Here is a 25,438-nt window from a genome sequence, read left to right as displayed (position 1 = left end):
AGACCTACGGCGACCTGAACCCGACGCTGACCGCAACGGTGGTAGGCCAAGTGGTTGGTGGTGACGCCATCAATTACACTTTGGCGACAACGGCGACGCAATTCTCGAACGTGGTTCTGGGCGGTTACCCGATCACGGTGATGCTGGGCTCGAACCCGAACTACAGCGTGACCAAGACGGACGGCACGCTGACCATCAACGCGGCAGTCGCGACGGTGACGGCCAACAACAAGAGCAAGACCTACGGCGATGACAACCCGCCACTGACAGCTACAGTCGTGGGCCAGGTGGTTGGTGGCGATGCCATCAATTACAGTCTGGCAACGACGGCAGTGAAGTACTCCGATGTAGGTGGTTATCCAATCACGGTGACGCTCGGCTTGAACCCGAACTACAGTGTGACCAAGACCGATGGCACGCTGACCGTGACACCAGCACCGACGACCACGACGGTCAACACCCCGGTGCCGTCAGTCGTGCAGTACAGCGACATGGTCACGCTCTCAGCCACGGTCTCCGCTTCCGTCGGAACCACGCTCGGGGGCACCGTGGAATTCGAGATCGGCGGCGTAACCTATGGAACCCCCGCACTGCCCGGCGGCGGCTCCGCCAGTCAGACGGTGTCCATCACCGTCGCCGTGACTGAAGCGCCGGGGCTCTACGCGGTGACGGCCTTCTTCACGCCGTCGAACGGCAACTACACCGGCAGCAACGGCGTATACAACTCGCTCAAAGTCCAGCCGGAGAACGCGACGCCTATCAGTGACGGGGGCGCCTACACTGGTCAGGTGTCCGCGTGGACGCCAACGGCGACGAGCAATACCGCGACGCTGACGCTGGCGGCGACGATTAAGGACATCTCGGTGGACGGCGACGGCGATCCGTGGCCTGGAGACATCACAAAGGCCAAGGTCACGTTTGCCCTCAGAAATTTGATCGGGGGCTTGACGCCGATTACCGGGGCCACGAATCTCCCGGTCGGCTTGGTGAACGCGGCAGTGAAGGGGATCGGCACGGCCGCGGCGACGGTGCAGTTCTCGCTGAACAGCAGCGAGATCTGCGGGAACTACACAGTGGTCGTGATGGTGAGCGGCAACTACAACATGCCGACGCCGACCTGGCAGGATATGCAGCTGTCCATCTGCCGGGCCACGCCGGGATCGATCGTGTCGAACCCGCCGGCGCAGGTGAATGAGATCGGATCGGCGGGTTTCATTGCTGGCGGCAGCACTGTCCAGTTCGACGTCAAGTACAACAAGAGTGGCACGAACCCGCAAGGCAAGGTCAAGGTCACCGTCACGTCGAACCTGAACGCGCTCACAGGCCTGCCGGACGGCAAGACCCACACCTACGTCATCACCAGCAATGCCATCTCGAGCCTGTCCGTGAAGGCGCCGAACGCGAACTTTGCAGCCAAGGCCAATGTCATCGAGTTGGTCACGAACCCGGACGGCAGCGTCACAGCGGTCAGCTTGGACAGCGGTGCCATCATCCAGTTGGCGCTGACTGACGCCACGACAGATATGGTGGGCGTCACAGTGAACAAGAGCAAGGGCGGTCTGTGGTTCTCAAGTAAATGGGATGGAACCAAGACTGTCGAAAAAGCGATTTTGAACAACGGCGCCATCAGGATCACGCAGTAGCTCCGAGTCGTCCACTAGGACTGAGGGGAGCACCGGCTCGCCAGCATCGCTTCCCTGACTGGCAGTAGCAAGAGCAGAGACCTGCGTCATCCAATGGCGCAGGTCTCTTGTTTTGCGGTATCATTCGTCCAATGGACGAACCCGCCCTCATCCAACACGCCCAGCGCGGCGACCTCGATTCGTTCAACCGCCTCGTGTTGGAATACCAGTCTGTCGTCTACAACCTGGCCTACCGCATCATGGGCGACGGCGACTCGGCCTCGGACGCGACTCAGGACGCCTTCATCTCGGCCTACAAAAACATTCGCGCTTATCGCGGCGGCTCGTTCAAAGGCTGGCTGATGCGCATCGTCACCAACGCCTGCTACGACGAATTGCGCCGCCGCAAGCGCCGCCCCGCCGCCTCGCTCGAAGCCCTGACCGTCGTCGAAACCGGCCCCGACGCCGACGGCGAGGCCCAGCTGGTGAGCGAAACCGAGTCGCCTGAGGCTCACGCCGAGCGCGCCGAACTGGCAAGCGCTCTTCAGGGCTGTCTCGATGCGTTGCCCGATGACCAGCGCCTGGTCATCGTCATGTGCGACGTGCAGGAGATGGACTACGCCGAGATCGCCAGCGCCATGAGCATCGCCTTAGGCACGGTGAAGAGTCGCATCGCCCGCGCCCGGGCCAAACTGCGCGACTGTGTTCAGAGTCAGCGGGAACTTTTGCCCTCGGCCTTCCGTCTGGAGAGGGAGCAGACATGAACCTCTTTTCTTCCTCTCGCGACCGTGAGCTTGAACTGCTCTCGGCCTACCTCGACAATCAACTGGCCCCAACAGAACGCGCCAAACTGGAACGCCGACTGGCGACTGACTCCAAACTCAGGGCGGCGCTCGACGACTTGCAAGGGGTGAAGACTACACTGGCCGCCCTGCCTAAGGTCAAGCCGCCTCGCAACTTCACCCTGACACCGAAAATGCTCGAAGCGCGTGGACTGGCAACACCTGCTCGTCCGCTCACCCGCCTGCTCCCGGTGGTGAACATAGCCACTGCTTTGGCCGCCGTCCTCTTTGCCGTCCTCGTCACGGCTGATCTAGGCGGCGGCTTCAACGTGGCCGCTCCAGCCCAGCCGTCAGCCGCTCAAGTTGAAAACTTTCAGGTTGCCGAAGCGCCTGCCGCTGAATCTCAGACCGTTGAGTCCCTGCCCGCCGAAGTGGCGCCCAAGTTGACGACCGAGACGGCAGAGGTGAGCGTTGCTTTAGCCCCGCCCGTTGAAGCGGAGCCGTTAACTGGCGTGCCACAGGGTGGCGGCCTTGACACAGGGAACACGAGCGACGGCCAGCCGGAGACGGCTTCCAACGATGTCGCCGCCACTGCCGGGGAGACAGTCACTCCGCCCGAAGCTGTGTCCGCCTTAGCTCTAACCGAGAGTCCAACACCAGATTTACTGAGGACGAGTTCTACGGAAGCCGTCGAAGCGGAAATGCCCGGGACTGAATCTCCGGCCATTGTAGAAGAGACGGTTCAACCGTCGTTTCCTGCGCGCGCCGTCGAGCTTGGGCTTGGGGTGGCCCTCATCGCGCTCATCACCGTTTCGCTCCTCCTTCGTCGCCGGTAAATGGAAATTAATTTCTGCGCCCGGTGCGGCCAGGCCATGGAACAGCGCGAGGCCTATGGCAAGGTGCGGCCCGTTTGCCCGTCGTGCAGTCACGTTCACTTCGAGGATCCCAAAGTGGCGGCGGCGGTGCTGGTGGAGCAGGACAGAAAAATTCTGCTCACCCGGCGGGCCAACACGCCCCGCAAGGGCCTGTGGGTGACACCCGGCGGTTTTGTGGACGCCGACGAAGACCCGGCTCTGGCCGCCGCGCGCGAGTGTCAGGAAGAAACCGGCTTGACGGTTGAAATTGTGGAATTGCTGGATGTGATTGCTGGCCGCGAGTGGACAAGCGGGGCGAGCTTTGTGATTTTCTACCGCGCCCAAGTTGTGGGCGGCACACTTATTGCAGGAGATGACGCCAGTGAGGCCGCCTTTTTTAGCCTGGACGAATTGCCGGAGATTGCATTTGAATCCACCCGGCTGATGCTGGAGAGGTGGAAGAGGCTCGGGCAGTGAAAAGCCTTAGGGCACAGTCATGGTGATGTCAGAACCCGTCGTTAGTTCGATGGCCGCAAGATGGGTGTTGGGGTTGACGACCACGCGCCCGTTGGCAAAATCGCGGTGCCACCCTTCGCCGGTCCGATAGCGCGGCCCAAGCGGCTGGCCCAGGTCTACGTGCGGAATGAGAATAGCCTTACGATAGATGCCGCCGTACCTGAATGAGGCTCTGCCATTGGCGACGAGCAAGTAGGAGGCAAAAGCGAACGCCAGTTTTTGCGTGTCGGCGGCGTCGCCCTGAGCCACCAAAATCAACATCTTGCCGGCGGCCTGAGCGGCCTCGGCATGTTTCAGGTGCGCGTTCCACTCCGCAGCGGAAATATAATTGCCTTTCCAGTCCAGGCTCCAGGCCTCGTGCATCATGCCATCCAGGTAATCATTGTAATCGTCGGAATATTCGTTAGGCATACCGCCTAAGTTGGCGAACAGCCAGCCGTCGTAGCGGCCTCGGACGTAAGCAAAAAAATCTTCGATCTCGTTTTGAGACGTTGAAGTTTTGGAAATCGTGCTGTCCATGAACAGCCCATCCCAGCCAAACCCCTCTTTCATTTCGTTGGCCCGGGCTACGTAAAACTCGCGCCAGCCTTCGGAAGCGATGTTCATGCGATAGTAGTTATCCTCGAGGCCGGTCAGGATGCGTTGATTATCATTGTTGAGCAGGAACCAGTCGGCATGGTTGTGGCTGATAAAGCAGAAGTCGCCCTCAAGGTAAGCGGCCTGATTGCCTCGCGGCGTGGCCTTGCACGAGTCGGGGTCATTGATGGCGTCGAAGCGCATGTACTGTAAAATCGGGGCGTCCACACCATAGGCTCGCAAGGTGTCGCGGATCTCTTCATCCTTGTGAGTGAGGATGAATGTATCGTAATTGGCGACCAGCGTCTCCAGATCAACGTTGGTGGGCGCTTTGTAGAACCAGGCAAACTGGACGAGTTTTTCGGGGGCAAGGGTGGGGAGTGGCGAAGGCTCAATGGCGGCAACCGGGGTTGAGGTTGGTAACGAGGTGGGCAACGCCGGCGCCAAAGTGAAGACGGGGGCAGGGGCCTGGGTGGGCGCGACGACGACTGGCGTTTGACGCGGCGGGGCGCAGGCCCCGATTGACACCATCATTAACAACAAAGCGAGAAAGCTTTTCATATCAAGTCGAACGACAAAAGTCCGATTCAGCCTCATCGGCCTTAAAGCAAAATCGGCCCAATCTTAGACCGACTTGCTTGCCTTGTCGGGGTGCGCGGACTTGAACCGCGGACCCCCGCGTCCCAAACGCGGTGCTCTACCAACTGAGCCACACCCCGAAGTGCCCGCAGTATAACTGCCCCTACTTAGAGCGTCAAGATGACGCAGGACGAGACACCCGGTGTCTCGCTTGACGCAAATCTCTTTTTGAGCCAAACTTCCGCCCTGTGAAACTCTCACGCCGAAACTTCCTCAAACTTGCCGGAGCCGCCGGCGCCGGCGCATTGCTGGGCCTGAAGCCTCCGCCCGCTGCCGCCCCAACTCAAATTCAAACGCCTGCTCGCGCCCTTCGCTTGTCTGTCGGGTTGGCTCATACGATTCCATTCCAGGCGCTCGCACAAGCCGCCGAGGCAACAGGTTTGGCGCTTAGACTCGGCCCCTATGCTGGCAAAACTGTGGCCGAAGCAATAGATGGTTACGATTTAGCCGTCGTCCCTGCTCATATCCTCACCGGCCTTATCCAGCGCGGCCTGGTGCGCGAACTTGAACCGGTGCCTGCGCCCGCCTTGCCTCAGCGCGCTTACGATCCGCTCAACGCCTTCAGCCTGCCGGCGAACCGGGGCGTCATCGGCATCCTCTCGCGTGGGATAACGCCGCCCGCCTCCTGGACCGAGTTCTTCGCCCTGGCCCGCACCGAGCCTGTCCATCTTCCGCCCGCCGACTCATTTCGCGCCGCCCTCAAATCGCTCGGCCACTCGATCAACACCCGAGACGCCCTCGCCCGCGCTCAAGCCAAATCTCTAATCTCCACGCTTCGCGTCCAATCAACGTCACTTGAGCAGGCCGCTCTTGCCGTCGGCCACTCTCTCAATACTGCCGGTTGGACGTTCACCCTCCCCGCCGAAGGCGCAGAGTTGTGGGAAGACTGCTTCTGCATCCCAACCACTTCACCACGTCCTGATCTCGCCCAGGCTTTCATTGAAGCCGCCGTTGCCGCCGAATCCCTTCCTCCTCTGCCTGCATCCGAGTCGCCGCTTGAGCCGCTCAGTCCGTTTGCGCCGGCCTAATTACACAAACGTCGCAATCTCCTCCAGCGGCTTCTTGCTGATGTCCGGCACGGTTGCGTCCTCTGCCGGGTAGCCCACGACCAAAATCAAAAACGGGCGCTCGTGAGACGGGCGGCCTAATATTTCGTTCAGAAACCCCATCGGGCTTGGCGTGTGCGTAAGCGAGGCTAGGCCGGCGTGATGAATGGCGGTGATCAACATGCCGGTGGCAATGCCTGCCGACTCTTGCGCGTAATAGTGTTTTACTTTGCGGCCATCAGGAAGAAAGCCGAAGCTTTGGGCGAAGATGACGATGAGATAAGGCGCGATTTCGAGAAACGGCTTGTGCGCGTCGGTGCCCAGCGGGGCCAGCGCCTCCAGCCACTCGGCCGGCGCGCGTCCACCATAAAAATCGCGCTCCTCTTCTTCTGCGCCCTCTCGAATCCTCTTTTTGATCTCCGGGTTGCTCACTACCACAAAGTGCCAGGGCTGCATGTTGGCGCCATTGGGCGCAGTGCCCGCCGCTCGCAAGCAATTTTCGATAACGTCGCGTGGCACGGGCCGATCCGAAAAATGGCGCACCGTGCGCCGCCACTTGACCTCGGCATAGAACTCGGCGGCGCGGCGTTCCATTTCTTCGACGGGGTATTCCTGATAGTGCAAAAGTGGGATAAAGCGGGCTTGAGGCATTGAAGACTCCTTGCCCGTCAAACACCAAGCGCCTTTGGAGACACTTGATGTTTGAAAAGGTTGCTATGCGCCAGAATAATGCGCGGGTTCCTCACGCCGCCGTCGAAGCCGTCGCAGTTTTGGTCAACGTCGTCGCCGAACGGATCGTTTGCGCCGGGGTAAATGCTGGCGTCGAACGGCGCGCAGTCCGCGTCGTCAGTCACACCGTCGCCGTCCGAGTCGGGCGGGGGGCAACCGTCATGCGCCGCGTCTCCGAATTTATCCGGACACTGATCCTTATCATCCGAAATGCCGTCACCGTCTTGGTCGCCGCCGCTGTTGTCGGGGCAACCCCTGTGCGCCGAATCGCCAAACTGAGTCGGACACTGATCGGAATCGTCGGGGATGCCGTCGCCATCGCTGTCGGTATTGCCGCCACTGCCGGGGCAACCGCCGTTCTCAGTTGAGCCAAAATCGAACGGACATTGGTCAACATCATCGGCCAGGCCGTCGCCATCCGAGTCGGGCGGTGGGCAACCGTCGTGGGCCGCGTCGCCAAACTTATCGGGGCACTGGTCAACGTCGTCAGTCACGCCGTCACCGTCTTGATCGTTGGTCGTGTTGCCAGTAGCCGGGCAACCGCTATTTTCTGCCGGGCCGGCATCGAACGGGCACAAGTCCACATCGTCGCCCAGCCCGTCTCCATCACTGTCCTTGACTTCAACCTCATCCGGGCAACCGGCGAGATCGGCTGCCCCAAATTGATCGGGGCACAGGTCGAAGGTGTCGGGGAGGCCGTCGCCGTCCGTATCGCCGATGATGTCGGCGGCCTCACCCGCGTCGCAAACGTCGCCCACTTTGTTGCCGTCTGAGTCGGACTGATCGGGATTGTAAACGTCCGGGCAATTGTCGCCGGCGTCGGCCAGACCGTCGTCGTCGTAATCGCCGTCGTAGAGTTCCTCATCAATGCCGTCGAAGCCGTCGCAATTTACGTCGAGGCCATCTTGAACCGAGTCGGCGGCCCCGGGGTTGACTTTGGGATTGTCGTCGTCGCAGTCGCCGTCGAACACGGTGTAGCCGTCGCCGTCTTCGTCGGGCTGGACTCCATCATCGCCATCGCAATTTTGATCCAGGCCGTCGTTGGGCGTGTCGTCCAGGTCGGGGTGGATGTCGGCGTCGTTGTCGTCGCAGTCGCCTTGAAGAATGGTGTAGCCGTCGGCATCGGCGTCTTCCAGCACGATGGCCTGAGCTTCGGGGTTGTTCTGAAACCACTCGTTGAGTTGCGAATCGTCAATCTGCTCGGCGGGCGTAGGTGGTTCGTCGGCGCTGACGATCTCGGCCTGCTGGCCGGATTGAATCTCGACTGAGCCGCTTTCGTTTTCCAGTTGGCAGTTGCCCGTCGTCTCAAGGCAGGTGACGATGATGCGACCATCGTCGGTGACTTCAACGCTCATCAATGAGCCACGCACGGCGGCCACACCGATGGGTGTTTCTACCTCAACGCCGCCCTTGCCCAGCGAGCCGGTGATGAGGATGAAGAGTTGCCCGGCGGCCAGTTGCAGTTTGATGAGCGGGTTCTGCGAGTCGCCGCCAAGTTCAGAAACAGTGAAGACTGCCTCCGGGCCGAGGCGGGCGAGTGTGCCTTGAGCGAACTGAATGGTTGCCAGCGACTCTGAACCGGTGCGCACCTGGTTGCCGGTGGCCAGCGCCTGCCCAATGATGGCAGTTGCCCAGTCTACATTGACGGCAAGTCGTTCTTCAGCAGTTCCTTTGATTTCGCTGATGGTGGCAGTGGCTGTCTGGCCGCCGGTTGTGGCAAGTGGAGTTGAAGGGGAGATCGTCGCCCCGGCAGTGGCGGCCACCACCGAGGTCGGGGCCGGGCCGGCGGTGGCGGCAGGCCGGCAGGCGGCGATCAACAGTGTCAGAATGAAGGTGAAGGTGAAGAGCTTGCGCATGGGTTGAGTCCTTTTGCAAATTATGGAGCATAATGGTTTGGGCCGAAGATAGGCTTTGGGTAGGATGGATGGAAACGATACATAAATTTTTTTGAGCGTGTTTGCTTGACAGGCCAGAATCCGTCGGGTACAATGCCCAAAGTTGTGGGCCTGTAGCGCAGTTGGGAGCGCGCCTCAATCGCACTGAGGAGGTCGAGGGTTCAACTCCCTCCAGGTCCACCTTGAAGTTTGCGGGCCCATAGCGCAGTTGGGAGCGCGTCTCAATGGCATTGAGAAGGTCGAGGGTTCGAATCCCTCTGGGTCCACCAAAATTGTAGGGGCAATTATCGTAGGGGCGATTCATGAATCGCCCCTACCGCATAAAATGCAATGAAGGGGAGTAGTAAGCCATCCCGCCAGAGAGTCGGACGAATTGGTGAAAATCCGGCGGTGTTTGCGGGAACACCATATGGCTGAACTCGCTCCTGAGCACTCAGACAAACTGAGCGGGCTGGCCCGTTATAGCGTCGAGAGCCTGCGCTGATCCTAGCACAGGAATTAGGGTGGTACCACGGAGAATCCCTTCGTCCCTAGCGGACGGGGGGATTTTGTTTTTACGACGAAAGATGAAGGGCGAAGGCGCAACTTTCGTCCTTCGTCATCCGTCCTTCGTCACTTTGATGGATTCGCGATTCGTTGACACAGCCTTCGGGCGCGCTCACGCCAGACTTGCCGGCTCAGGGCCAGCCGTCGTGTTTTTGCATGGCCGGATTCCGCCCCTGAACAATTGGCAGGCGTGGAACACGACTCTCGAAGAAGTGGCGGCGGCGGGCTTCCGGGCTGTTGCCGTTGAACTGCCGGGCTTCGGCGACGCGGCGCGGCCCGATGGACCGATCTCGACCGAGAGCGCGGTAGATTGCGTGCTGGATGTTTTCGACCGGCTGGCGATCTCGCGGGTGACGCTGGTGGGCTACAACTGGGGCGGCCTCGTCGCCTGGCGGGCGGCCATGATCGAACCGGGCCGGATCACCAAGCTGGCGCTGGTGGCCGCTGAGGGCGCGGAGCAGTTGAGCGAGAGTTTGCCCGGCGAGATGAAGGTGCCAACGTTGATCTTGTGGGTGGACGCCGACTTTTTCCTGCCCGTCTCGCAGGCCGAGATGTTTGCGAAGGCGATTCCCAATTCGCAACTTCACGTCTTTGAGTTTGGCGAGGGCCAGCCAGAGCTTGCGGCCCGCGCGCCGCAGAAACTTGGGAAAGTTTTCAACGAGAGGTTGATTCAGTTTCTAAAGGAATGAAGAGCACGGATTATCAGAATGTACGGATCTCATCCGTACATTCTGTATATCCGTGCTATGAAAATGAGGAAGAGAAGAGGAACAACGACGATGGTTACGACAAAGAAGAAAACAGCGACCAAAAAGAAGACGGCGACGAAAGTAGCCGCTAAAAAGAAAACGACGGTCAGGAAGACTGCGCCGAAAGCGAAGGCGACGAAGAAGGCAGTTGCCAAGAAGTCGGCGGCCAAACCGGCGAAGAAGTTCGTCGGATTCTCCGCCAACGAAAAGTACACGCCGCAAGAGTTTGAATCGCAATGGATGGCGAAGTGGGAAGCCGACACGCTGTACGCGACCACGCCCGCCGACGAGCGCCCTAAAGCCTACATTCTCGACTTCTTCCCGTATCCCTCGGGCGACGGCTTGAGCGTGGGCCACTGCCGCAACTACGTGCCGACCGACGTCTTGAGCCGCTTCTACCGGATGCGCGGCTACAACGTTTTGCACCCGATGGGCTGGGATGCGTTCGGCCTGCCGGCTGAGAATGCGGCCATCAAATCGAAGACCAACCCGGCCAAGCTGATTGCTCAATACTCAGCGAACTACAAACGGCAGTTCCGGCTGATCGGCATCTCGTTCGACTGGAGCCGCGAGATCAACTCGTCTACGCCCGAATACTATCGCTGGACGCAGTGGATCTTCTTGCAGTTGTATCACTCGTGGTACGACCCGCGCGCGAACTCGGCGCGGCCGATTGCGGAACTGGAAACAGAGTTGAGCGAGAGCGGCACAAGCAAGATTCCAAACGCGCCAGAGATGACGGCTGAACAGTGGCAGCTGATGCGCGCCAAAGAACGCAAGGACTTCTTGAGCAAGTTTCGCCTGGCGTATCGCGCGCCAGCCATCGTCAACTGGGACCCGGTGGACAAGACGGTGCTGGCGAATGAAGAGGTGATTGACGGGCGCGGCTGGCGCAGTGGGGCGCTGGTGGAAAAGAAAACGCTGATGCAGTGGTTCTTCCGCATCACCGCTTACGCCGACCGCCTGATCGCTGACCTGGGCACGATTGACTGGCCGGAGCATATCAAGCTCATGCAACGCAACTGGATCGGACGGAGCGAGGGCGCAGAAGTGCGGTTCCCAATGATCAGTGAACAGTCATCGGTGAACACTGACCCACTGATCACTGATCACTCTATCACTGTCTTCACCACCCGGCCCGACACGCTGTGGGGCGCGACGTTCATGGTGCTCTCGCCCGAGCATCCGTTTGTCGAGAAGCTGACCACGTCCGACCGCAAGGCCGACGTGGGCGCTTACGTGGCGATGGCGAAAGCCGAGAGCGAAGCGCAGCGCACTGACGAGACGAAAGAAAAAACCGGCGTCTTCATCGGCGCGTATGCCGTCAACCCGGTCAACGGCGAGCGCATCCCGATTTGGGTGGCCGACTACGTGCTGATGGGCTACGGCACGGGCGCGATCATGGCCGTGCCGGCCCACGACGCGCGCGACTTTGAATTCGCCATGAAGTTCGGCCTGCCGATCCTGCCCGTCATCGAGCGCACTGATGGATTGGCGAAATCGTTCGCGCTCGGCGGGACGATGAAGGACGGGTTCGCCGCCGCCCTGCGCGCCGACGGCATCCCCTTTGAGGAAAGGCAAGGGTCGCTGTACATCACCATCCCACTGGCCAGGCTGGATCGCTACGTCGAGATCGCCCAACAGTTTGTCGCGCCCGGCAAGTGGAACGAAGTTGTCGGCGCGCGCTGGCTGTTCATCTTCGGGCCGGGCGATGTTTGGACGTTCGGCGGCGTGGAGAGCGAGCGGCAAATTCTGGCGCGTTGCCACGAGCTGGAGCCGAACGTGCGCGGCAAGCGAACGGTGATGGAGATGTTGCACGCCGTCGAATTCTATCGCGACGCCCTGTTCCACGACGAGTACGGGACGATGATCAACTCCGGCGAGTTCTCCGGCGCCCCCGGCGAGACGGCCAAACCGAGTGTGATCGAATGGTTGGAGAAGACGGGCAAGGGCGTGCGCCGGGTCAACTACAAGTTGCGCGACTGGGGAATCAGCCGTCAACGTTACTGGGGAACGCCGATCCCGATCATCCACACCGACGACGGTGAAGTGGCGGTGGCCCCGAATGAACTGCCGGTGCGCCTGCCCAACGTCGAAAGCTACGAGCCGACGGCCACAGGGGAATCGCCTCTCGCCACCATCCCCGAATTCACCGACGTGACTCTGCCCGGTGGCCGCAAGGGCCGCCGCGAGACGGACACCATGGGCACCTTCGCCTGCTCGTCGTGGTACTTCCTGCGCTTCGCCGACTCGAAGAATGAGGAGGCCGCCTTCGACAAGAAGGAAGCCGCTTACTGGTTGCCGGTGGATATGTACGTGGGCGGCGCGGAGCACGCGGTGATGCATTTGCTGTACGCGCGTTTCTGGACGAAGGCCCTGCACGACTTGAGTTACGTGCCGTTCGCCGAGCCGTTCAAACGACTGCGTAACCAGGGCATGATTTTAGCGCCCGACGGCAAAGAGAAGATGTCGAAGAGCAAGGGCAACGTGATCACGCCCGACGAAGTGGTGGTCGAGTGGGGCGCCGACGCTCTGCGTGCTTACGAAATGTTCATCAGCGACTTCGAGCAGGCCACGCCCTGGAACACCAACGGCCTGGCCGGCACACACCGCTGGCTGAGGCGCGCCTGGGATTTGCTGTTGATGCCCGCCGCGCGCCCGGCGGCGAATGAGCAGACCGAGCAGGTGGATCGCGAACTGCGCCGGAAATTACACAAGACGATCAAGAAGGTGTCGAGCGACATCGAAGGCTTCCGCTTCAACACCGTCATCTCGGCGCTGATGGAGTTCACCAACGCCCTGCACGACGCGCAAAGCCAGTCGGTGAGCGACGCCGCCTTTGACGAAGCTAGCGACACACTGCTGTTACTGCTGGCCCCGATTGCGCCGTTCATGGCCGAAGAAATTTGGGCGCGCAAGGGCCGGGCCTACTCGATCCATCAACAGAAGTGGCCTGTTTACGATGAAGGGTTGACCGCCGACGAGATGATCACCCTGGTTCTGCAAGTGAACGGCAAAGTGCGCGACCGGCTGACGATGCCCGTTGGCCTGAGCGAAGCCGAAGCGCAACAGGCCGCCCTGGCCAGCGAGCAGGTGAAGAAGTATCTGGACGGCAAGACGCCGCGCAAGGTGATTTATGTGGCGGGGAAGTTGGTGAATGTTGTAGTGTGAGGCGCGGACGTAAAAGAATCGCCCATGCCTGCCCTCACTTGCCCTCCCACCTCCACCACCAACCAAGCCGACGCCCGGCCATTCCTTCAAGTTTGCCGCCGCCCTGCAAGCGGCGCAAGCCGGAGATGCGCCGACTCTGATTCGCATTCAAACCAAAGCCGGGCACGGCCTGGGCAAGCCAACGAAGTAGATATCGTCGTCAACAGCGCCGTGGCGGGGCGCTGGCTGTTGGCAAGCACCGGTTGGCAACATGGGCGTTGACATGGCGGCCTGTGAGGCATAAACTGCTAAAAGCGTTGCGGGCGATTTGCTGTGTCGTGTGGGTGTTGGCCGCTTGCGGTGCGCCACTTGAGCAGGCCGGCATGAACGAAAGTGAGAAGAGAGTGCGTTTTCTGGCGTTGGGCGATTCCTACACCATTGGCGAAAGTGCTGCGCCCGGCGAGCGTTGGCCGGTTCAACTCGCGGCCTTGTTGCAAACTCAGGGCTTCAATGTCGGCGAGCCAACTATTATTGCCACCACCGGCTGGACGACCGACGAACTCTCATCCGGCATTGACAAAGCCAACCTGCAAGGGACTTATGAACTGGTGTCACTGCTGATCGGCGTCAACAATCAATATCGTGGCCGGGGACTGGATGAATACCGCGAGCAATTCGTGGCCTTGCTTCAACGGGCCATCGCCTTTGCCGGTGGGCAACCGGGTCATGTCCTCGTCCTTTCGATTCCCGATTGGGGCGTGACCCCGTTTGCCTCTGGCCGCGACCCGGTTGCCATTGCCGCCGCCATCAACTCCTTCAACGCCGTCAACCGCGAAGAAGCAGAGCGGCTCGGCGCCCACTACGTTGACGTGACACCTTTTTCGCGCACCGCCGCCGCCGACCCAACCTTGATCGCCGCCGACGGCCTGCACCCCTCCGGCAAAATGTACGCTGAGTGGGCGCGGCTGGCGCTTCCGGCGGCGCGCAAAGCTCTTGCGAACGACGAATGACGACGGACGAAAGACGAAATTTTCTTTCGTCATCCGTCATCCGTCAATAAATTGCCATGCGCTTCGAAGACCTGAATTGGATGGACGTTGAGAATTATCTCAAGACCGACGACCGGCTGATGCTGATCCTCGGCGCGTGCGAGGAGCACGGCTACCTTAGCTTGCTCACCGACATCAAAATTCCGCTGGCGCTGGCGACGGCGGCCAGCGAGCAAACGAAAGTGCCGGTCGCCCCGCCGCTTAACTTTGGCATCTCGCCCTACTTCGCCAAATATCCGGGCACGATCAGCCTGCGCACTCAAACGTTCCTGGCTGTCGTCGAAGACATCGCGCGCTGGGTGCATGCCCAGGGCTTCAAGAAATTGTTGTTCGTCAACGGACACGGCGGCAACAACCCGGCCACGGCCCTGCTGGCCGAACTTGTCAACGACCTGCCCGGCCTCAAAGTGGGGTGGTATTCGTGGTGGGTTGCCCCGTCGATGACGGCGGTGGCCGAGAGCGCCGGGCTGGTAAGCAACCATGCCGCCTGGATCGAAGCCTTCCGCTTTTGCCGGGTGGCCGATCTGCCTGAAGGTATGAAGCAACCGGCTGAAGCCTCGCGCATCCTCAACGCCGCCGAGACTCGCGCCCTTTACGGCGACGGCGTGTTCGGCGGCCCTTACTCTGCCGACGATGCCCTGATGCAAAGAATCTTCGACGCCGCTGTGGCCGACATTGTGGAGAAGTTGCGGTTTGATTGAAACAGGCCAGACCCTTCGGGTTTTCGCGCAGTTTGCGCCCCGAAGAGTCTGAAAAGGATGGCCGACTATGCCTCATCGCCGGCCCGGCTGGGCGTTACCCAACGGTCATATTGTTCGCAGTCAACTGGAAGCCGCGCTGTGCGACTTTTTGGTGGAAGCCGCCGCGCCGCACGCCCACTGGCCGCTCAACTTCAACGTCCTCATTGCCCCCAAGCAATGGCTGTTGTACATCCCCAGCATCGTGCTCAACGAAGCGTTGAAAAAAGACGGACGGGCGATCCTGGTTGAGCCGGTCAACTCGGTTCAACCTGGCGGCGGCGTGCGCCGCCTTGAAGGCTTTCGCAGTCAGCACGCTCACCAATACTTCGTCGTCGTCGTCGCCCGCCGCGCCCTCCAGCGGCGCATTTCCAAAGACGCCTACGACGCCATCTTCCCCGAAGAAGATTTCGAGCCACTCGGCGATTTCCTGCGAAAACTCTAGCGCGCCACGCCAACAAAACCCCACCAACCCTAACGCACCCGCCGCTTCGCCAGAGTAAAATTTTGCCAAATGTCGGCATTCATTTGCGCCCGATGCGGCTTTAACAGCCCGCCGGGCATGAGGTTTTGCGGTAACTGCGGAGCGCGGCTGGGCGCGACCGGCATGTTGCCCGTCGCCACCCCCGTCGCCGCCTCGTTCTCTCCCGAACATCTCGGCACAATGATGGGCGCTGACCTCATGGAGCGTTTTCAACAGGCCGGGCTGGAAGCCGCCGGCCAGCGCCGCAACGTCACCGTCCTCTTCGCCGACATCTCAGGCTATACCGCCCTCTCCAGCCAGCTCGACGCCGAAGAAACTTACAACATCATTCAACAGTACAGCCACCTGCTGGCGACGAACGTTTATAAATACGATGGCATGGTGGACAAGTTCATCGGCGACGGACTCATCGCCCTCTTCGGCGCGCCGATTGCCCACGAGAACAACGCCGAACTCGCCGCCCGCGCCGCGCTTGACATGCAAACCGACGTGGCCCGCCTGAGTCAGGACCTCAAGGATCAACTCGGCGTGGAATTAAAAGTCCGCGTCGGCCTGCATTCCGGGGCCGTCATCGTCGGCAGTGTCGGCTCCAACCTGATGATGAACTACACCGCCATCGGCAACACCGTGAACCTGGCCAGCCGGTTGGAGCAGGCGGCGGCCCCCGGCACAACCATCGTCAGCGAAAGCCTTTATCACGCCACCAAAGCCCTGTTCAGTTATGCGCCTCTGCCGCCTCTCACCCTCAAAGGCGTCTCCCAACCGGTGACGGCCTATCGTGTCCTCGGCTCCAAGACTCACCCCGGCTCGGTGCGCGGCATCGAAGGCTTGCACGCGCCGCTGGTGGGCCGCGACGCCGAACTCGGCCAGCTTTATCAGGCCGTCAACCGCCTGATCAACGATAAAAAGGGCCAGTTCGTTCTCATCACCGGCGACGCCGGCATGGGCAAGAGCCGCCTCACCGCCGAACTCAAAAATTTCGTCCGCCAGACTCCGCTCCTCATCCTTGAAGGCCACAGCCTCACCTATCGCCGCGCGGTTTCCTATTGGATCTTTCAGGACATCCTGCGAGATTATCTTGGCCTGACAACCGACTCGCCCGAAGCCGAAGTGCGCGAACAACTTGCCAGGCGGGTAGCCGACTCGTTCTGGGAAACGTCTGGCAACCTCCTGCCCTACCTTGAGCATCTGCTCGCCCTCGAACCTTCGGACAAAGCCGCCGCCGAACGCTTGCGTTACCTTGACGCCGGGAAACTGCGCCAGCAAATTTTTGCTGCCACGCGCGACCTGCTGGTGGCCGAAGCCCACAACCGCCCTCTGCTTCTCATCCTCGAAGACCTGCACTGGGCCGACGAAGCCTCGCTCGATCTCATTGCCTTCCTGCTCGACTCACTGCGCGACACGCCCCTCATCATTTACGCCATCTCGCGCCCGCTTCAGATTGGGGCGCTGGCCGAGATCGCCGAACGCGCCCGCAAACAATTTCCCGATCGTTTCGTCGAGCTGGCGCTTCAAAGCCTGCCGCCCAGCCAGAGCGAGCAGTTGCTTGCCCAACTCCTGGACATGCCGAACATTCCGGGAAGTCTGCGCGATCAGATCATCCAGCGCGCTTCCGGCATCCCGTTTTACCTTGAAGAAATTCTGCGGATGCTGATCGACTCGGGCCTGATTCAACGGGGCGACGACCACTGGCAGTTGAAGCCGGGCGTGGACCTGGCCGCCATCGGCGTGCCCGGCACGTTGCAAGACCTGATCCTCACCCGCTTTGACCGCCTCGAATCGGTTCAGCGCCGGATTCTGCAAGTGGCCTCGGTGATTGGCCGGCAGTTCAGCTTGCCTCTCTTGAACGCCGTTTTAGGCTCGCCGGACGAGAGCGCAACCCGAGTTGCTCTGGCGCATCTGATCGAGCGCGAATTTCTCCTGCCCGACGCCGACGCGCCCGATTCGAAATACGAATTCAAACATATCCTCACCTCGGAAACGATTTACTCGACGTTGCTCAAACGCGAGCGCAGTATCCTGCACGGGCAGGTGGGCGAGGCCATTGAGAAGTTGTATGCCAACCGGCTCGATAGTCAGATCGAACTGCTGGCCCGGCACTATTCCTGGAGTCCGCGCCTCGACCGCGCCCTTCATTATTTGCTTCTGGCCGGGCGCAAAGCACTGCGCGGCCACGCCAATTCGCAGGCTCGCCAACACCTTGAGCAGGCCCTGGTGTTGCTCGCCGAAGTGCGCCACACGCCCGAGCAGGCTTTTGAGATTCACGCCGGCCTGGGCGATGTGCTGATGTTTGCCGGTGAGTATCCTCCGGCGCGCTCTCATTACGAAGATGCGCTCGCCATTATTTCCGCCGAGCCGCTGGCCCGCTCTTTGCAAAAGCGAGTTGTTCTACAACGCAAGGTAGGCACTACGTTTGCCCGGCAAGGCTCTTATGATGAAGCGTTGATGTGTTTTGATCTGGCGAAGGCCACTCTAAATGAGTCGGCTGAACCGGCCTCGCTGGAACGGGCGCAGACTCTCAACGAGATCGGTTGGATCCATTTTCAACGAGGCAAGTTCGACGAGGCCCGGCTTCACTTGCAAGAGGCTCTGGCCCTGGTGGGCAAAACGCCGGCTCATGACATCGTTGCCTCCATTAATAATCGCTTGGGCGCTGTCGCCTTTGAAAGCGGCGACCTGACCCGGGCTGCCGACTACGTGCGCCAAAGCCTGGCGTTGAGTGAGGCGATGGGTGATGTGGCCGGCGTGGCGCGAGCCTATAACAACCTGGGCATGATGAGTTGGCGGCTCGGCGAGTGGAAGCAGGCATTGGAAAATTACAGCCATTGCCTGAGACTGTTGGAGCAAATTGGCGACGCCGACGGCATTGCCATTGCTCACAACAATCGCGGCCTGCTGTTCACCGACCAGGGCAATGTGGCCGCGGCCCGGGCCGAGTTGGAGCTTGGGCTGAAGGTGGCGCAACAAATTGGCAATATGTTTTACGTGGCTCGCGCTCACATGAATCTGGGCCGTCTGTGGAATGCGGTGGGCGACTGGGACAAGGCCGCCGCTCACCTGACTGAGAGTGAGGTGTTGTTTGCCGAGATTGAGACCCGCGATACGTTGGCCGATGTGCTTCTGCTGGAGAGCGAGATGTGTGTTGGCCGGGGCGAACTGGAACGAGCGCGCGGTTTGATTTCTCAGGTGCAAGTGATTTTGAAAGAGGCCAATCAGGCCGAGTCTGACCACCAGGGCTGGCTGGCCCGGCAAGTGGGCATTATTGCTCTGACGGAAAACAACTTTGTCGGAGCTGAGGCCGCACTACGAGAAAGCGCCGCTATTTTCCAGCGGCTGGATGCTCAATTTGAGAATGCGAAGACGAATTATCAGTTTGGCTTGCTGGCAAGTAAGATGGCGAATGCGGTTCAAGCAAAATGTCATGGAGAAGAAGCCCGGCAGGTCTTCGAAAAACTGGGCGCGAAGCTGGAGTTGGAGAAGTGCAACAAGTTGTTGAGCGAGTTGTGAAAACAGGGAGCAGGGTGAGCCGCTCCCTGTTTTATTTATGGCCGATGTCATTTTTTCGATAAGCTACCCTCCGTCCTCCAAAAAGCCAATCCATTGTTTGCTACCGGCCCACTGGCCGAAGCCTGTGCCGTTCACATATCCTGCGGCGAAGCTTGCATCGCCGTAACTACCAGCCCATTGGCCGAAACCACCGGCCCACTGACCAAAGCCGCCAGCCCACTGGCCAAAGCCGCCGGCCCACTGACCAAAGCCGCCAGCCCACTGGCCGAAACCACCGGCCCACTGGCCGAAACCACCGGCCCACTGACCGAAACCACCGGCCCACTGACCAAAACCGCCAGCCCATTGCCCAAAACCATCGCCGCGCAGTTGGAAGGTTTCAGTTTCGGGATTGTAGTAAGAGTAGCCTTCGTAGTGAACCTCGCCGCGCAAGTCAGCCTGGATGTCCATGCCCTGGTTGGCTGAGAGGGCAGGCAAGTCACCAAACACTGCCTCGGATGCCGCCGCCCGGCCAGCGCCCTGTTGCCACATGCTGTAGAGCGCCCGGCAACTGTCGGGTTCTGTCGTAAGTTGGACGACGCCGGCCGGGCAGGTGGATAAATCAATCCATGGGCGGGCTGTTGCCGTGAGCCGGAACTTGACCTGATCGGGAGTCAAACCGGAGTTGTGGGATAGAACCAGGGTCGCCACTCCGGAGACGGTGGCCGCCGCCTGTGAACTCCCGGCCATTGAGAAGTAGTTGTTGCTGATCTGACTCGCCTGATGGTTGCGCGCAAGATAACTGCGGGCCAGCATGGTGGAGACCATGTGCGCGCCCGGCGCGACCAGATCGGGCTTGACGAAACCGTCGGTGGTGGGGCCGGCGGCAGAGAATGGCGTGATATAGTCGTCGCTCCAATCGCCTGGCGTGTAGTTGTCGGTGAAGACGCCGACCGTGATAGCGTAGGGATTGTAGCCGGGGACGCCGATGCTCATTGCGTCCGGCCCCCCATTGCCGCCGGCGACGACAACTGTGATGCCCGCAGCCCAGGCCGCGGTCACAGCCTGGCTGAGCGGGTCAGCCCAGTAGGGCGCGGCGATTGGCCCGGTCATTGAAAGATTCATCACCTGAATCTTGTATTTGTCTTTATTCTTGACGACCCATTCGATGCCTTTGATGACTTGCTCGTAAGTGCCGTACCCTTCTTCGTTGAGCACGCGCACACCCACGAGCCTGACTCCGGGGGCAACGCCGTTCCATTCACCATCGGCGCCTTTTTGGCGCCCTTCACATCGCGGAAGAGGCCCTTGTGTTTGCCCAGCCCGGTGTCTACAACGGCGACGGTGACACCCTTGCCAATGACGCCTTGCGCCCAAACCACATCAGCGCCGACAACATCTGGATAGTCAGTCGCTGGCGAGTTGGAGCCTGTGCCCACTTCCATGTCATCGCCGTCACCGCCGCCACTGACAAGTTTGACTTGAGTGTTCGGGGTAACAGCAGTGATGCCCGGCTCGGTTTGCAAGCGGCTGATGACCGAGGGCGAGAGTAGCGCGCCGACAGCGTGAATGATCTCCAGCCGCGAAGTGACCGTGCCGCCGTAACGCTCGACGATGCCGCTGAGGCGATCAATATTGCCGCCCTGGACGATGTAGGATTGCGGGCTGGCCGAAGCAAGCGCGGGCGCGCGGGAGGGCGCGGCCAGCAACGCTGCGATGAGAGACAGGGCAATCATCGTTGATGCGATGCGTTTGAAATAACGAGAATGGTTTTTTGTCATGTAACCTCTCTTTCGAGCGCCAGGCACGATGTTTGGAAAATAAAACGGGCCTGGAATTTCCAGGCCCGTTGGAGCAAACAGCGCGTTTTCTCTTCGGAGGCCTGGCGGTCATAACCGCTTTCGCGGTGTTAGACCCATAGCTTTGCGTCTCCAGTTTTCACTGGATTTGCCTTTATCGGAGTTTATTCAGTTTTTACACTGAGCTTAGACTATCACTAACCCAAGTACTGTGATATAAGAATTCGGTACCAGTGCCAGCTCTTTGAGCTACTTCATCTGCCTTAGCACCAGCACCACTTTGCCTTGCACTTGCACGTTCCTCGGATCGGCGTAGATGGGGCCCATTGTCGGGTTGGCGGGTTGCAGGCGGACACGACCGTTTTCGAGATAGAAGTGCTTGAGCGTCGTCTCTTCACGATCATTCAGCCACACGGCCACCATTTCGCCGTTGCGGGCCTGCTCTTGCTTTCGCATCACCACAATATCGCCGTCGTTCACCATCGCGTCAATCATCGAGTCGCCGCGCACTTGCAGGGCGAACAGATTTTCCGGGTCTTTGACCAGGCCGCGCGTGATCTCAATGGCTTCGTCCGGGGCGAATGAAGTGGCGGCGCCCGGCACTGGCACGGGCTGGCTGGCAAAGATACGGCCCACCAGCGGGATTCGGACGACGGGGCCGACGACGTTGCTTAGCACCGCCTCGGCGGCTTCCACCAGCCGCAGGCCGCGCGACACTTTAAGATCGCGGTTGAGATAGCCGTCCTTCTCCAACTTGTTCAGGTTGTAGTTGACGACTGAGGTGGACGAGATGCCCACCTTTTCGCCGATTTGGCGGATGGTGGGTGGGTAGCCGTACTGGCGCTGAAATTCCCGAATAAAATCCAGGATGTCGCGCTGTCGTTCCGAAAGTTTGCCTTTAGCCATGTTACTCTCCAATCTCCAGACCGGATGGTCTATTGTTGATGCTCAGATTATATGCGAACGCAAGTTCTAAGTCAACCGGCAAATTTTAAGGCAGGGGTTGTTGACAGGCAGGCGAGATAGAACTAAAGTTCTAGCCATGAAAAGGTGCGCCTGGCCCGGCCAAAACCAGCTAATGATTGACTACCACGATACCGAGTGGGGCGTTCCCGTCCATGACGACCGGAGACTCTTTGAGTTCCTGATTTTGGAGGGGGCGCAGGCCGGTCTGACCTGGCAGACCATCCTCAACAAGCGCGAAAACTACCGCCGGGCGTTTGATGGGTTCGACCCTGTAAAAGTGGCGGCTTATACTGAGGCTGACGTGGCCCGCCTGCTGGCCGACCCAGGCATCGTCCGCAACAAACTCAAGGTGCGGGCCGCCATTAGCAACGCCCGCGCCTTCCTCGAAGTCCAGCGCGAGTTCGGCTCGTTCGACAAGTACATTTGGGGTTTTGTCGGCGGCCAACCCATCAAAAACAGTTTCAAGTCCTTGTCCGAGATTCCGCCCAAGACCCAAGAGTCGGACGCGATGAGCAAAGACCTCCTCAAGCGCGGTTTCAAGTTCGTCGGCTCGACAATTTGCTATGCCTTTATGCAGGCGGCGGGCCTGGTGAATGATCACGCGGTGGATTGCTTTCGCTACGATGCAGTCTGATGGATAAGAATACCTTTGTCGTGATTCGAAGGCGCGGCCCCGCCTGGGTCGCAGGCAAAACCATGCGCGAGCAAGAGGGCTGGCCCGAACACGCGCAGTTTATGAACCAACTGGCCGCCGAGGGCTTTGTTCTGCTTGGCGGGCCGCTGGCCGATACTGGTGAAATCCTGCTGATCGTCGAAGCCGAGAGCGAGGCTGAAGTCCGCGAAAGGCTCTATGATGATTCCTGGAGCGTCTCTGGCTTGTTGGTGGTTCAGAGTGTTCGACTCTGGAATATTCTTTTGGTCTCTCAACAGAAGCAATAGGAGAAGCTATGGACGACTCGCTCGTTGACACTTGGAACATCCACTGCCGCATCAACCTCTACCTGCTCGAAGCGATTCCTTCGGAAGCATTGGAAGACACGGCAGGCGGCAAGGGCCGGAGCGTGGGCGCGATGTTTACCCATGTTCACAACACGCGCTTGATGTGGTTGGAGTTGACGCCTGACTTGTCGAAAGGGCTGACGAAGATTCCGAAAGAGAAAACGGGCGACAAGAAGCTGTTGAAGAAGTCGTTGGAAGCGTCGGGCCAGGCGATGGCGAAACTAATAGAGGCGGGCGCGCAGGCGGGAAAAATCAAAGGCTTCAAGCCGCATCCAACCGCGTTCGTCGGTTATGCCATTGCCCACGAGTCCTATCATCATGGCGAGATTGGAGTCGCCCTGAGCCAGTCCGGCCACCCGCTGGACAAGAAAGTGGCTTATGGAATGTGGGAGTGGGGGGTGAGATGAGGACAACGGATTTGACGAATTCAAAGGATCAATCGCTATCCGTGTAATTCGTTGAATCCGTTGTCTTATTTATGCCCCAGCAATTCCACCGCCGCCGTCACCGCCGGATCATTTTCAAACGTAAACGTGTCCCAGTCGGCGAAGGCTTCCACGTCGGGCACAATGCCGGTTTGCTCCCAAAATTCATGCGACACGGGCGGGTCGAATCGTTCCTGCGCAATCCAGGCCCGCGAGCCATCTTCAAAGTCGTAGCCGTACATGGTCTCCACGTTGCCTAGCGTCGTCTGGCCGACAATTTTCGCCCGCCCGATGTCTCGCAGAATGCCGGAAAAAATTTCGCCAAAGCTCACGGTGTCCTCACCCACCAACACCACCAGCGGCACGGTCTGCGAGTTGTGAATGGGATTAGAAGCGACGTTGAACGAGCGCGAGTCATTGCGGCTTGCAAATTCACCCAGCTTGCCGGACGTGAAGTAACTCAAAATGGGTTCAACCACCAAACTTGATCCGCCGCCGTTCATCCGGTTGTCCAGAATCAATCCATCAAGATCGCCAAAATCCTGCAGGGCCTGCTCCACCTGGCCGGGAATGGTCTCGTCGAAGAAGGTGGGCAGGAAGATGTAGCCGATGCGCGAGCCGTCGGTCGTGTTCACCAGTTTGGCGTCAATGGGCTGAGGGTCGGTGATGCGATAACGAATGAATGCCAGGTCTCGCGGCGACTGCCCCGGCGACTCCACCGACAACACTACCGCCGAACATTCGGGGCCGCGCACCCACTGCGGATGCGCCTCGCCGTCCTGCGCAATCGGCGAGCCATCTACAGCCAGAATGCTGTCGTGGGCCTTTAACCCGCCGCGCTCTGCCGACGAGTTTGGAAAGACGGCCAGCACCGTCACCCGCCCCTTTTCAGGAAGCGACTGCACCAGGATTCCAATTCCCACATAATCCAACGCCCCTGACAAATCCGCGTTTGAGGCCGCGACTTCTGCCGGCGACTCAAAATGCGAATGTTCGTCGCCCAGATCGGCAATCATCGCATTCATTTCAATATAAAACGTCTCGGTGTTCAGCCCGGCTTCCACTTTGGCCCGATAGTTGTTGACGATGCCGGGCCAGTCCTTGCCGTTGTAATCGGGATAGACGTACACGCGCTCGATAGTGCCTACCAGCTTTTCAAAGATTCGTTTTTGCTCATCGGTCGAAATCTCCGGGTTGCCCGCCACCAGCGGGGTGGCCGTTGGCTCGGCCACAGTGGTGGCCGGTGGAACGGTGGCCGGTGGGACGTTTTGACAGCCGGGCGGCGTGTAGAGAATCGGTGGCGCGCCTTCAATGTCAATTGGCGTAAGCGGAGTCTCGGTGATAACCGGAATCGTCGGGGCGTCCGTCACTGCCGGGGGCGGCGCGAGAGTCGGCTCAACCGGAGTGAAGGCGCGGGTGAGGGTGTTGCACGACAGAGTGAGGAGCAGAAGGGCAACGAGTGATAAACGTCTAACTGGCATTGGCGATTCTCCGAATGTGTTCAGGCGTGGTTCCACAACATCCTCCGATAATGTTCGCTTTCCATTCTCTGGCGTAGTTGGCGTAAGCGTCCGGCTCGATGGCGTCGGTGCAAACCCAGTTGCCGTCGGCGTCGGCATAGCCGATGTTGCCGTAAGCGATCAACGGCAGGTCGGTGGCCGAGCGTAACTCTTTGAGGCAGTCGGCGATGACGGGTGTGGCTGTGCAATTCACGCCAACGGCGGCCACGCCGAGCGGGGTCATCACCTGCGCCGCCGCTGTGAGCGACTCGCCGGAGAGCAAACGCCCGTCTGCGCCGCACACAAAGCTGACGATAGTTGGCAGGCCGGTGATGACGGCCAGCCTGGCCGCAATCGCTGCCTCACGGATCGTGTTCATGGTTTCGATGAGCAGAAGGTCAACCCCGGCTTCGACGAGATGATGGACGCGCTCGGAATGTTCGGCCCGGCACTCGGCCTCCGGCGGCACAAGTTGTGGCTGGTAACAGTCCTCAAGCGGGGCAATGGAGCCGGCAATGTAGGACGATTTGCCCGCTTCGCGTCGTCCTACTGCCTCTTTTGCCACTGCCACCGCTCGCTGAGTCAGTTCGCGCGCTTGATCATGATAGGCGCTTTTCGCCAGCGCCCGGCGATGCGCGCGAAAGGTATTCGCGGTGATGATGTCGGCCCCGGCGTTGAGATAGTCGAGATGAACCTGGCGCAGAACGTCGGCGGCAGAGTCGGCCAGCAGGGCGTTGGCCGACCACAGCGGCAGGCCAATGTCCACACCCCGGCGATCCAGTTCGGTGCCGGTTGCCCCGTCGAGAATCAGAGGGGTGGATTGGGAAAGTTGGGAAAGGAAGGAAATCAAAGGGTTGGAGATTAGAGAATTGGAGAATTGGAGGTTGGAG

At 60.0% G+C, this 25,438-nt stretch carries 23 protein-coding genes, 3 tRNA genes and 1 riboswitch; of the genes, 17 read left to right on the top strand and 9 right to left on the bottom strand.

Features of this window, described 5'->3' with window-relative positions; translation table 11 throughout:
* From HYZ49_09640 to HYZ49_09625, 4 genes are all read left to right on the top strand, one after another.
* Window positions 1-1,643: Ig-like domain repeat protein (locus HYZ49_09640; GenBank protein MBI3242539.1), on the top strand; the 1,643-nt coding region annotated here is incomplete at its 5' end.
* A gap of 131 nt (window positions 1,644-1,774) precedes the next feature.
* The gene (locus HYZ49_09635) at window positions 1,775-2,386 is read left to right on the top strand and encodes a sigma-70 family RNA polymerase sigma factor (GenBank protein ID MBI3242538.1); all 612 of its coding nucleotides are present in this window, start codon (window positions 1,775-1,777) and stop codon (window positions 2,384-2,386) included.
* A complete protein-coding gene (locus HYZ49_09630) occupies window positions 2,383-3,240 on the top strand; it encodes a hypothetical protein (GenBank protein ID MBI3242537.1) in 858 nt (285 codons plus the stop codon). Before HYZ49_09635 ends, HYZ49_09630 begins: the two co-directional genes overlap by 4 nt.
* Window positions 3,241-3,735, top strand: a complete 495-nt coding sequence (locus tag HYZ49_09625; protein ID MBI3242536.1) for an NUDIX domain-containing protein — start codon at window positions 3,241-3,243, stop codon at window positions 3,733-3,735. It begins immediately after the preceding gene.
* 6 nt (window positions 3,736-3,741) lie between these two features.
* Here the strand turns inward: HYZ49_09625 and HYZ49_09620 are convergent, their stop codons facing one another.
* Both HYZ49_09620 and HYZ49_09615 read right to left on the bottom strand, forming a co-directional pair.
* Window positions 3,742-4,911, bottom strand: coding sequence for a hypothetical protein (locus HYZ49_09620; protein ID MBI3242535.1), 1,170 nt, complete (start codon window positions 4,909-4,911; stop codon window positions 3,742-3,744).
* A gap of 85 nt (window positions 4,912-4,996) precedes the next feature.
* A tRNA-Pro gene (locus HYZ49_09615) sits at window positions 4,997-5,069 on the bottom strand.
* A 108-nt stretch (window positions 5,070-5,177) separates the two neighbouring features.
* On the opposite strand from HYZ49_09615, the gene HYZ49_09610 reads away from it, so the two are divergent.
* Window positions 5,178-6,017, top strand: coding sequence for a twin-arginine translocation signal domain-containing protein (locus tag HYZ49_09610; GenBank protein ID MBI3242534.1), 840 nt, complete (start codon window positions 5,178-5,180; stop codon window positions 6,015-6,017).
* Here the strand turns inward: HYZ49_09610 and HYZ49_09605 are convergent, their stop codons facing one another.
* The gene (locus HYZ49_09605) at window positions 6,018-6,686 is read right to left on the bottom strand and encodes a nitroreductase family protein (GenBank protein ID MBI3242533.1); all 669 of its coding nucleotides are present in this window, start codon (window positions 6,684-6,686) and stop codon (window positions 6,018-6,020) included.
* A gap of 17 nt (window positions 6,687-6,703) precedes the next feature.
* Entirely contained in the window at window positions 6,704-8,620 is a 1,917-nt protein-coding gene (locus HYZ49_09600) for a FecR domain-containing protein (GenBank protein ID MBI3242532.1), read from the bottom strand.
* Window positions 8,621-8,766: 146 nt separating this feature from the next.
* On the opposite strand from HYZ49_09600, the gene HYZ49_09595 reads away from it, so the two are divergent.
* The 9 genes from HYZ49_09595 to HYZ49_09555 all read left to right on the top strand — a co-directional run bounded on the left by HYZ49_09595 (window position 8,767) and on the right by HYZ49_09555 (window position 18,881).
* Window positions 8,767-8,839 (top strand) — tRNA-Ala (locus HYZ49_09595).
* A gap of 13 nt (window positions 8,840-8,852) precedes the next feature.
* Window positions 8,853-8,928, top strand: a tRNA-Ala gene (locus tag HYZ49_09590).
* 297 nt (window positions 8,929-9,225) lie between these two features.
* Complete coding sequence (locus HYZ49_09585) at window positions 9,226-9,894, top strand: alpha/beta hydrolase (GenBank protein ID MBI3242531.1); 669 nt, start codon at window positions 9,226-9,228, stop codon at window positions 9,892-9,894.
* 300 nt (window positions 9,895-10,194) lie between these two features.
* A complete protein-coding gene (locus HYZ49_09580; GenBank protein ID MBI3242530.1) occupies window positions 10,195-13,125 on the top strand; it encodes a leucine--tRNA ligase in 2,931 nt (976 codons plus the stop codon).
* 24 nt (window positions 13,126-13,149) lie between these two features.
* Window positions 13,150-13,386 carry a hypothetical protein gene (locus HYZ49_09575; GenBank protein MBI3242529.1) on the top strand — a complete coding sequence of 79 codons (237 nt, stop codon included), beginning with the start codon at window positions 13,150-13,152 and terminating at the stop codon, window positions 13,384-13,386.
* Between the two features lie 101 nt (window positions 13,387-13,487).
* A complete protein-coding gene (locus tag HYZ49_09570; protein ID MBI3242528.1) occupies window positions 13,488-14,114 on the top strand; it encodes an SGNH/GDSL hydrolase family protein in 627 nt (208 codons plus the stop codon).
* Window positions 14,115-14,170: 56 nt separating this feature from the next.
* Window positions 14,171-14,854, top strand: coding sequence for a creatininase family protein (locus HYZ49_09565; protein MBI3242527.1), 684 nt, complete (start codon window positions 14,171-14,173; stop codon window positions 14,852-14,854).
* Between the two features lie 67 nt (window positions 14,855-14,921).
* A complete protein-coding gene (locus HYZ49_09560; GenBank protein MBI3242526.1) occupies window positions 14,922-15,335 on the top strand; it encodes a hypothetical protein in 414 nt (137 codons plus the stop codon).
* Between the two features lie 69 nt (window positions 15,336-15,404).
* The gene (locus HYZ49_09555) at window positions 15,405-18,881 is read left to right on the top strand and encodes a tetratricopeptide repeat protein (GenBank protein ID MBI3242525.1); all 3,477 of its coding nucleotides are present in this window, start codon (window positions 15,405-15,407) and stop codon (window positions 18,879-18,881) included.
* Window positions 18,882-18,944: 63 nt separating this feature from the next.
* Here HYZ49_09555 and HYZ49_09550 read toward each other — a convergent pair whose 3' ends face one another.
* From HYZ49_09550 to lexA, 3 genes are all read right to left on the bottom strand, one after another.
* Complete coding sequence (locus HYZ49_09550; GenBank protein MBI3242524.1) at window positions 18,945-20,090, bottom strand: S8 family serine peptidase; 1,146 nt, start codon at window positions 20,088-20,090, stop codon at window positions 18,945-18,947.
* Window positions 19,985-20,641 (bottom strand): hypothetical protein, encoded by a 657-nt coding sequence (locus tag HYZ49_09545; GenBank protein ID MBI3242523.1) that lies wholly within the window; start codon window positions 20,639-20,641, stop codon window positions 19,985-19,987. Before HYZ49_09545 ends, HYZ49_09550 begins: the two co-directional genes overlap by 106 nt.
* Window positions 20,642-20,733: 92 nt before the next feature.
* A riboswitch (cyclic di-GMP riboswitch) is annotated at window positions 20,734-20,822 on the bottom strand.
* An 86-nt stretch (window positions 20,823-20,908) separates the two neighbouring features.
* Window positions 20,909-21,565, bottom strand: coding sequence for a transcriptional repressor LexA (gene lexA, locus HYZ49_09540; protein MBI3242522.1), 657 nt, complete (start codon window positions 21,563-21,565; stop codon window positions 20,909-20,911).
* Between the two features lie 136 nt (window positions 21,566-21,701).
* On the opposite strand from lexA, the gene HYZ49_09535 reads away from it, so the two are divergent.
* Genes HYZ49_09535 through HYZ49_09525 form a run of 3 tightly spaced genes read left to right on the top strand, consistent with a single transcriptional unit; the run spans window position 21,702 to window position 23,031 of the window.
* Window positions 21,702-22,259 carry a DNA-3-methyladenine glycosylase I gene (locus HYZ49_09535; protein ID MBI3242521.1) on the top strand — a complete coding sequence of 186 codons (558 nt, stop codon included), beginning with the start codon at window positions 21,702-21,704 and terminating at the stop codon, window positions 22,257-22,259.
* Window positions 22,259-22,564 carry a hypothetical protein gene (locus tag HYZ49_09530; protein MBI3242520.1) on the top strand — a complete coding sequence of 102 codons (306 nt, stop codon included), beginning with the start codon at window positions 22,259-22,261 and terminating at the stop codon, window positions 22,562-22,564. Before HYZ49_09535 ends, HYZ49_09530 begins: the two co-directional genes overlap by 1 nt.
* An 8-nt stretch (window positions 22,565-22,572) precedes the next feature.
* Window positions 22,573-23,031, top strand: a complete 459-nt coding sequence (locus HYZ49_09525) for a hypothetical protein (GenBank protein ID MBI3242519.1) — start codon at window positions 22,573-22,575, stop codon at window positions 23,029-23,031.
* Window positions 23,032-23,096: 65 nt separating this feature from the next.
* Here the strand turns inward: HYZ49_09525 and HYZ49_09520 are convergent, their stop codons facing one another.
* On the bottom strand, window positions 23,097-24,530 hold the full coding sequence (locus HYZ49_09520; protein MBI3242518.1) for a PDZ domain-containing protein: 1,434 nt from the start codon (window positions 24,528-24,530) through the stop codon (window positions 23,097-23,099).
* A complete protein-coding gene (locus HYZ49_09515) occupies window positions 24,520-25,398 on the bottom strand; it encodes a homocysteine S-methyltransferase family protein (protein MBI3242517.1) in 879 nt (292 codons plus the stop codon). The genes HYZ49_09520 and HYZ49_09515 overlap by 11 nt, the downstream gene beginning before the upstream one ends.
* Between the last annotated feature and the right edge of the window lie 40 nt (window positions 25,399-25,438).

It is taken from the genome of Chloroflexota bacterium (assembly GCA_016197225.1).
Lineage (GTDB): Bacteria > Chloroflexota > Anaerolineae > Anaerolineales > VGOW01 > VGOW01.
This window is presented reverse-complemented; position numbering and strand designations above follow the sequence as displayed.

Bases quoted from the DNA above. Each gene is read 5' to 3' on its own strand.
- HYZ49_09635 (MBI3242538.1), top strand. From the start codon at position 1,775: ATGGACGAACCCGCCCTCATCCAACACGCCCAGCGCGGCGACCTCGAT.
- HYZ49_09630 (MBI3242537.1), top strand. From the start codon at position 2,383: ATGAACCTCTTTTCTTCCTCTCGCGACCGTGAGCTTGAACTGCTCTCG.
- HYZ49_09625 (MBI3242536.1), top strand. From the start codon at position 3,241: ATGGAAATTAATTTCTGCGCCCGGTGCGGCCAGGCCATGGAACAGCGC.
- HYZ49_09620 (MBI3242535.1), bottom strand. From the start codon at position 4,911: ATGAAAAGCTTTCTCGCTTTGTTGTTAATGATGGTGTCAATCGGGGCC.
- HYZ49_09605 (MBI3242533.1), bottom strand. From the start codon at position 6,686: ATGCCTCAAGCCCGCTTTATCCCACTTTTGCACTATCAGGAATACCCC.
- HYZ49_09600 (MBI3242532.1), bottom strand. From the start codon at position 8,620: ATGCGCAAGCTCTTCACCTTCACCTTCATTCTGACACTGTTGATCGCC.
- HYZ49_09585 (MBI3242531.1), top strand. From the start codon at position 9,226: ATGAAGGGCGAAGGCGCAACTTTCGTCCTTCGTCATCCGTCCTTCGTC.
- HYZ49_09580 (MBI3242530.1), top strand. From the start codon at position 10,195: ATGGCGAAGTGGGAAGCCGACACGCTGTACGCGACCACGCCCGCCGAC.
- HYZ49_09575 (MBI3242529.1), top strand. From the start codon at position 13,150: ATGCCTGCCCTCACTTGCCCTCCCACCTCCACCACCAACCAAGCCGAC.
- HYZ49_09570 (MBI3242528.1), top strand. From the start codon at position 13,488: ATGAACGAAAGTGAGAAGAGAGTGCGTTTTCTGGCGTTGGGCGATTCC.
- HYZ49_09565 (MBI3242527.1), top strand. From the start codon at position 14,171: ATGCGCTTCGAAGACCTGAATTGGATGGACGTTGAGAATTATCTCAAG.
- HYZ49_09560 (MBI3242526.1), top strand. From the start codon at position 14,922: ATGCCTCATCGCCGGCCCGGCTGGGCGTTACCCAACGGTCATATTGTT.
- HYZ49_09555 (MBI3242525.1), top strand. From the start codon at position 15,405: ATGTCGGCATTCATTTGCGCCCGATGCGGCTTTAACAGCCCGCCGGGC.
- HYZ49_09545 (MBI3242523.1), bottom strand. From the start codon at position 20,641: ATGACAAAAAACCATTCTCGTTATTTCAAACGCATCGCATCAACGATG.
- lexA (MBI3242522.1), bottom strand. From the start codon at position 21,565: ATGGCTAAAGGCAAACTTTCGGAACGACAGCGCGACATCCTGGATTTT.
- HYZ49_09535 (MBI3242521.1), top strand. From the start codon at position 21,702: ATGAAAAGGTGCGCCTGGCCCGGCCAAAACCAGCTAATGATTGACTAC.
- HYZ49_09530 (MBI3242520.1), top strand. From the start codon at position 22,259: ATGGATAAGAATACCTTTGTCGTGATTCGAAGGCGCGGCCCCGCCTGG.
- HYZ49_09525 (MBI3242519.1), top strand. From the start codon at position 22,573: ATGGACGACTCGCTCGTTGACACTTGGAACATCCACTGCCGCATCAAC.
- HYZ49_09520 (MBI3242518.1), bottom strand. From the start codon at position 24,530: ATGCCAGTTAGACGTTTATCACTCGTTGCCCTTCTGCTCCTCACTCTG.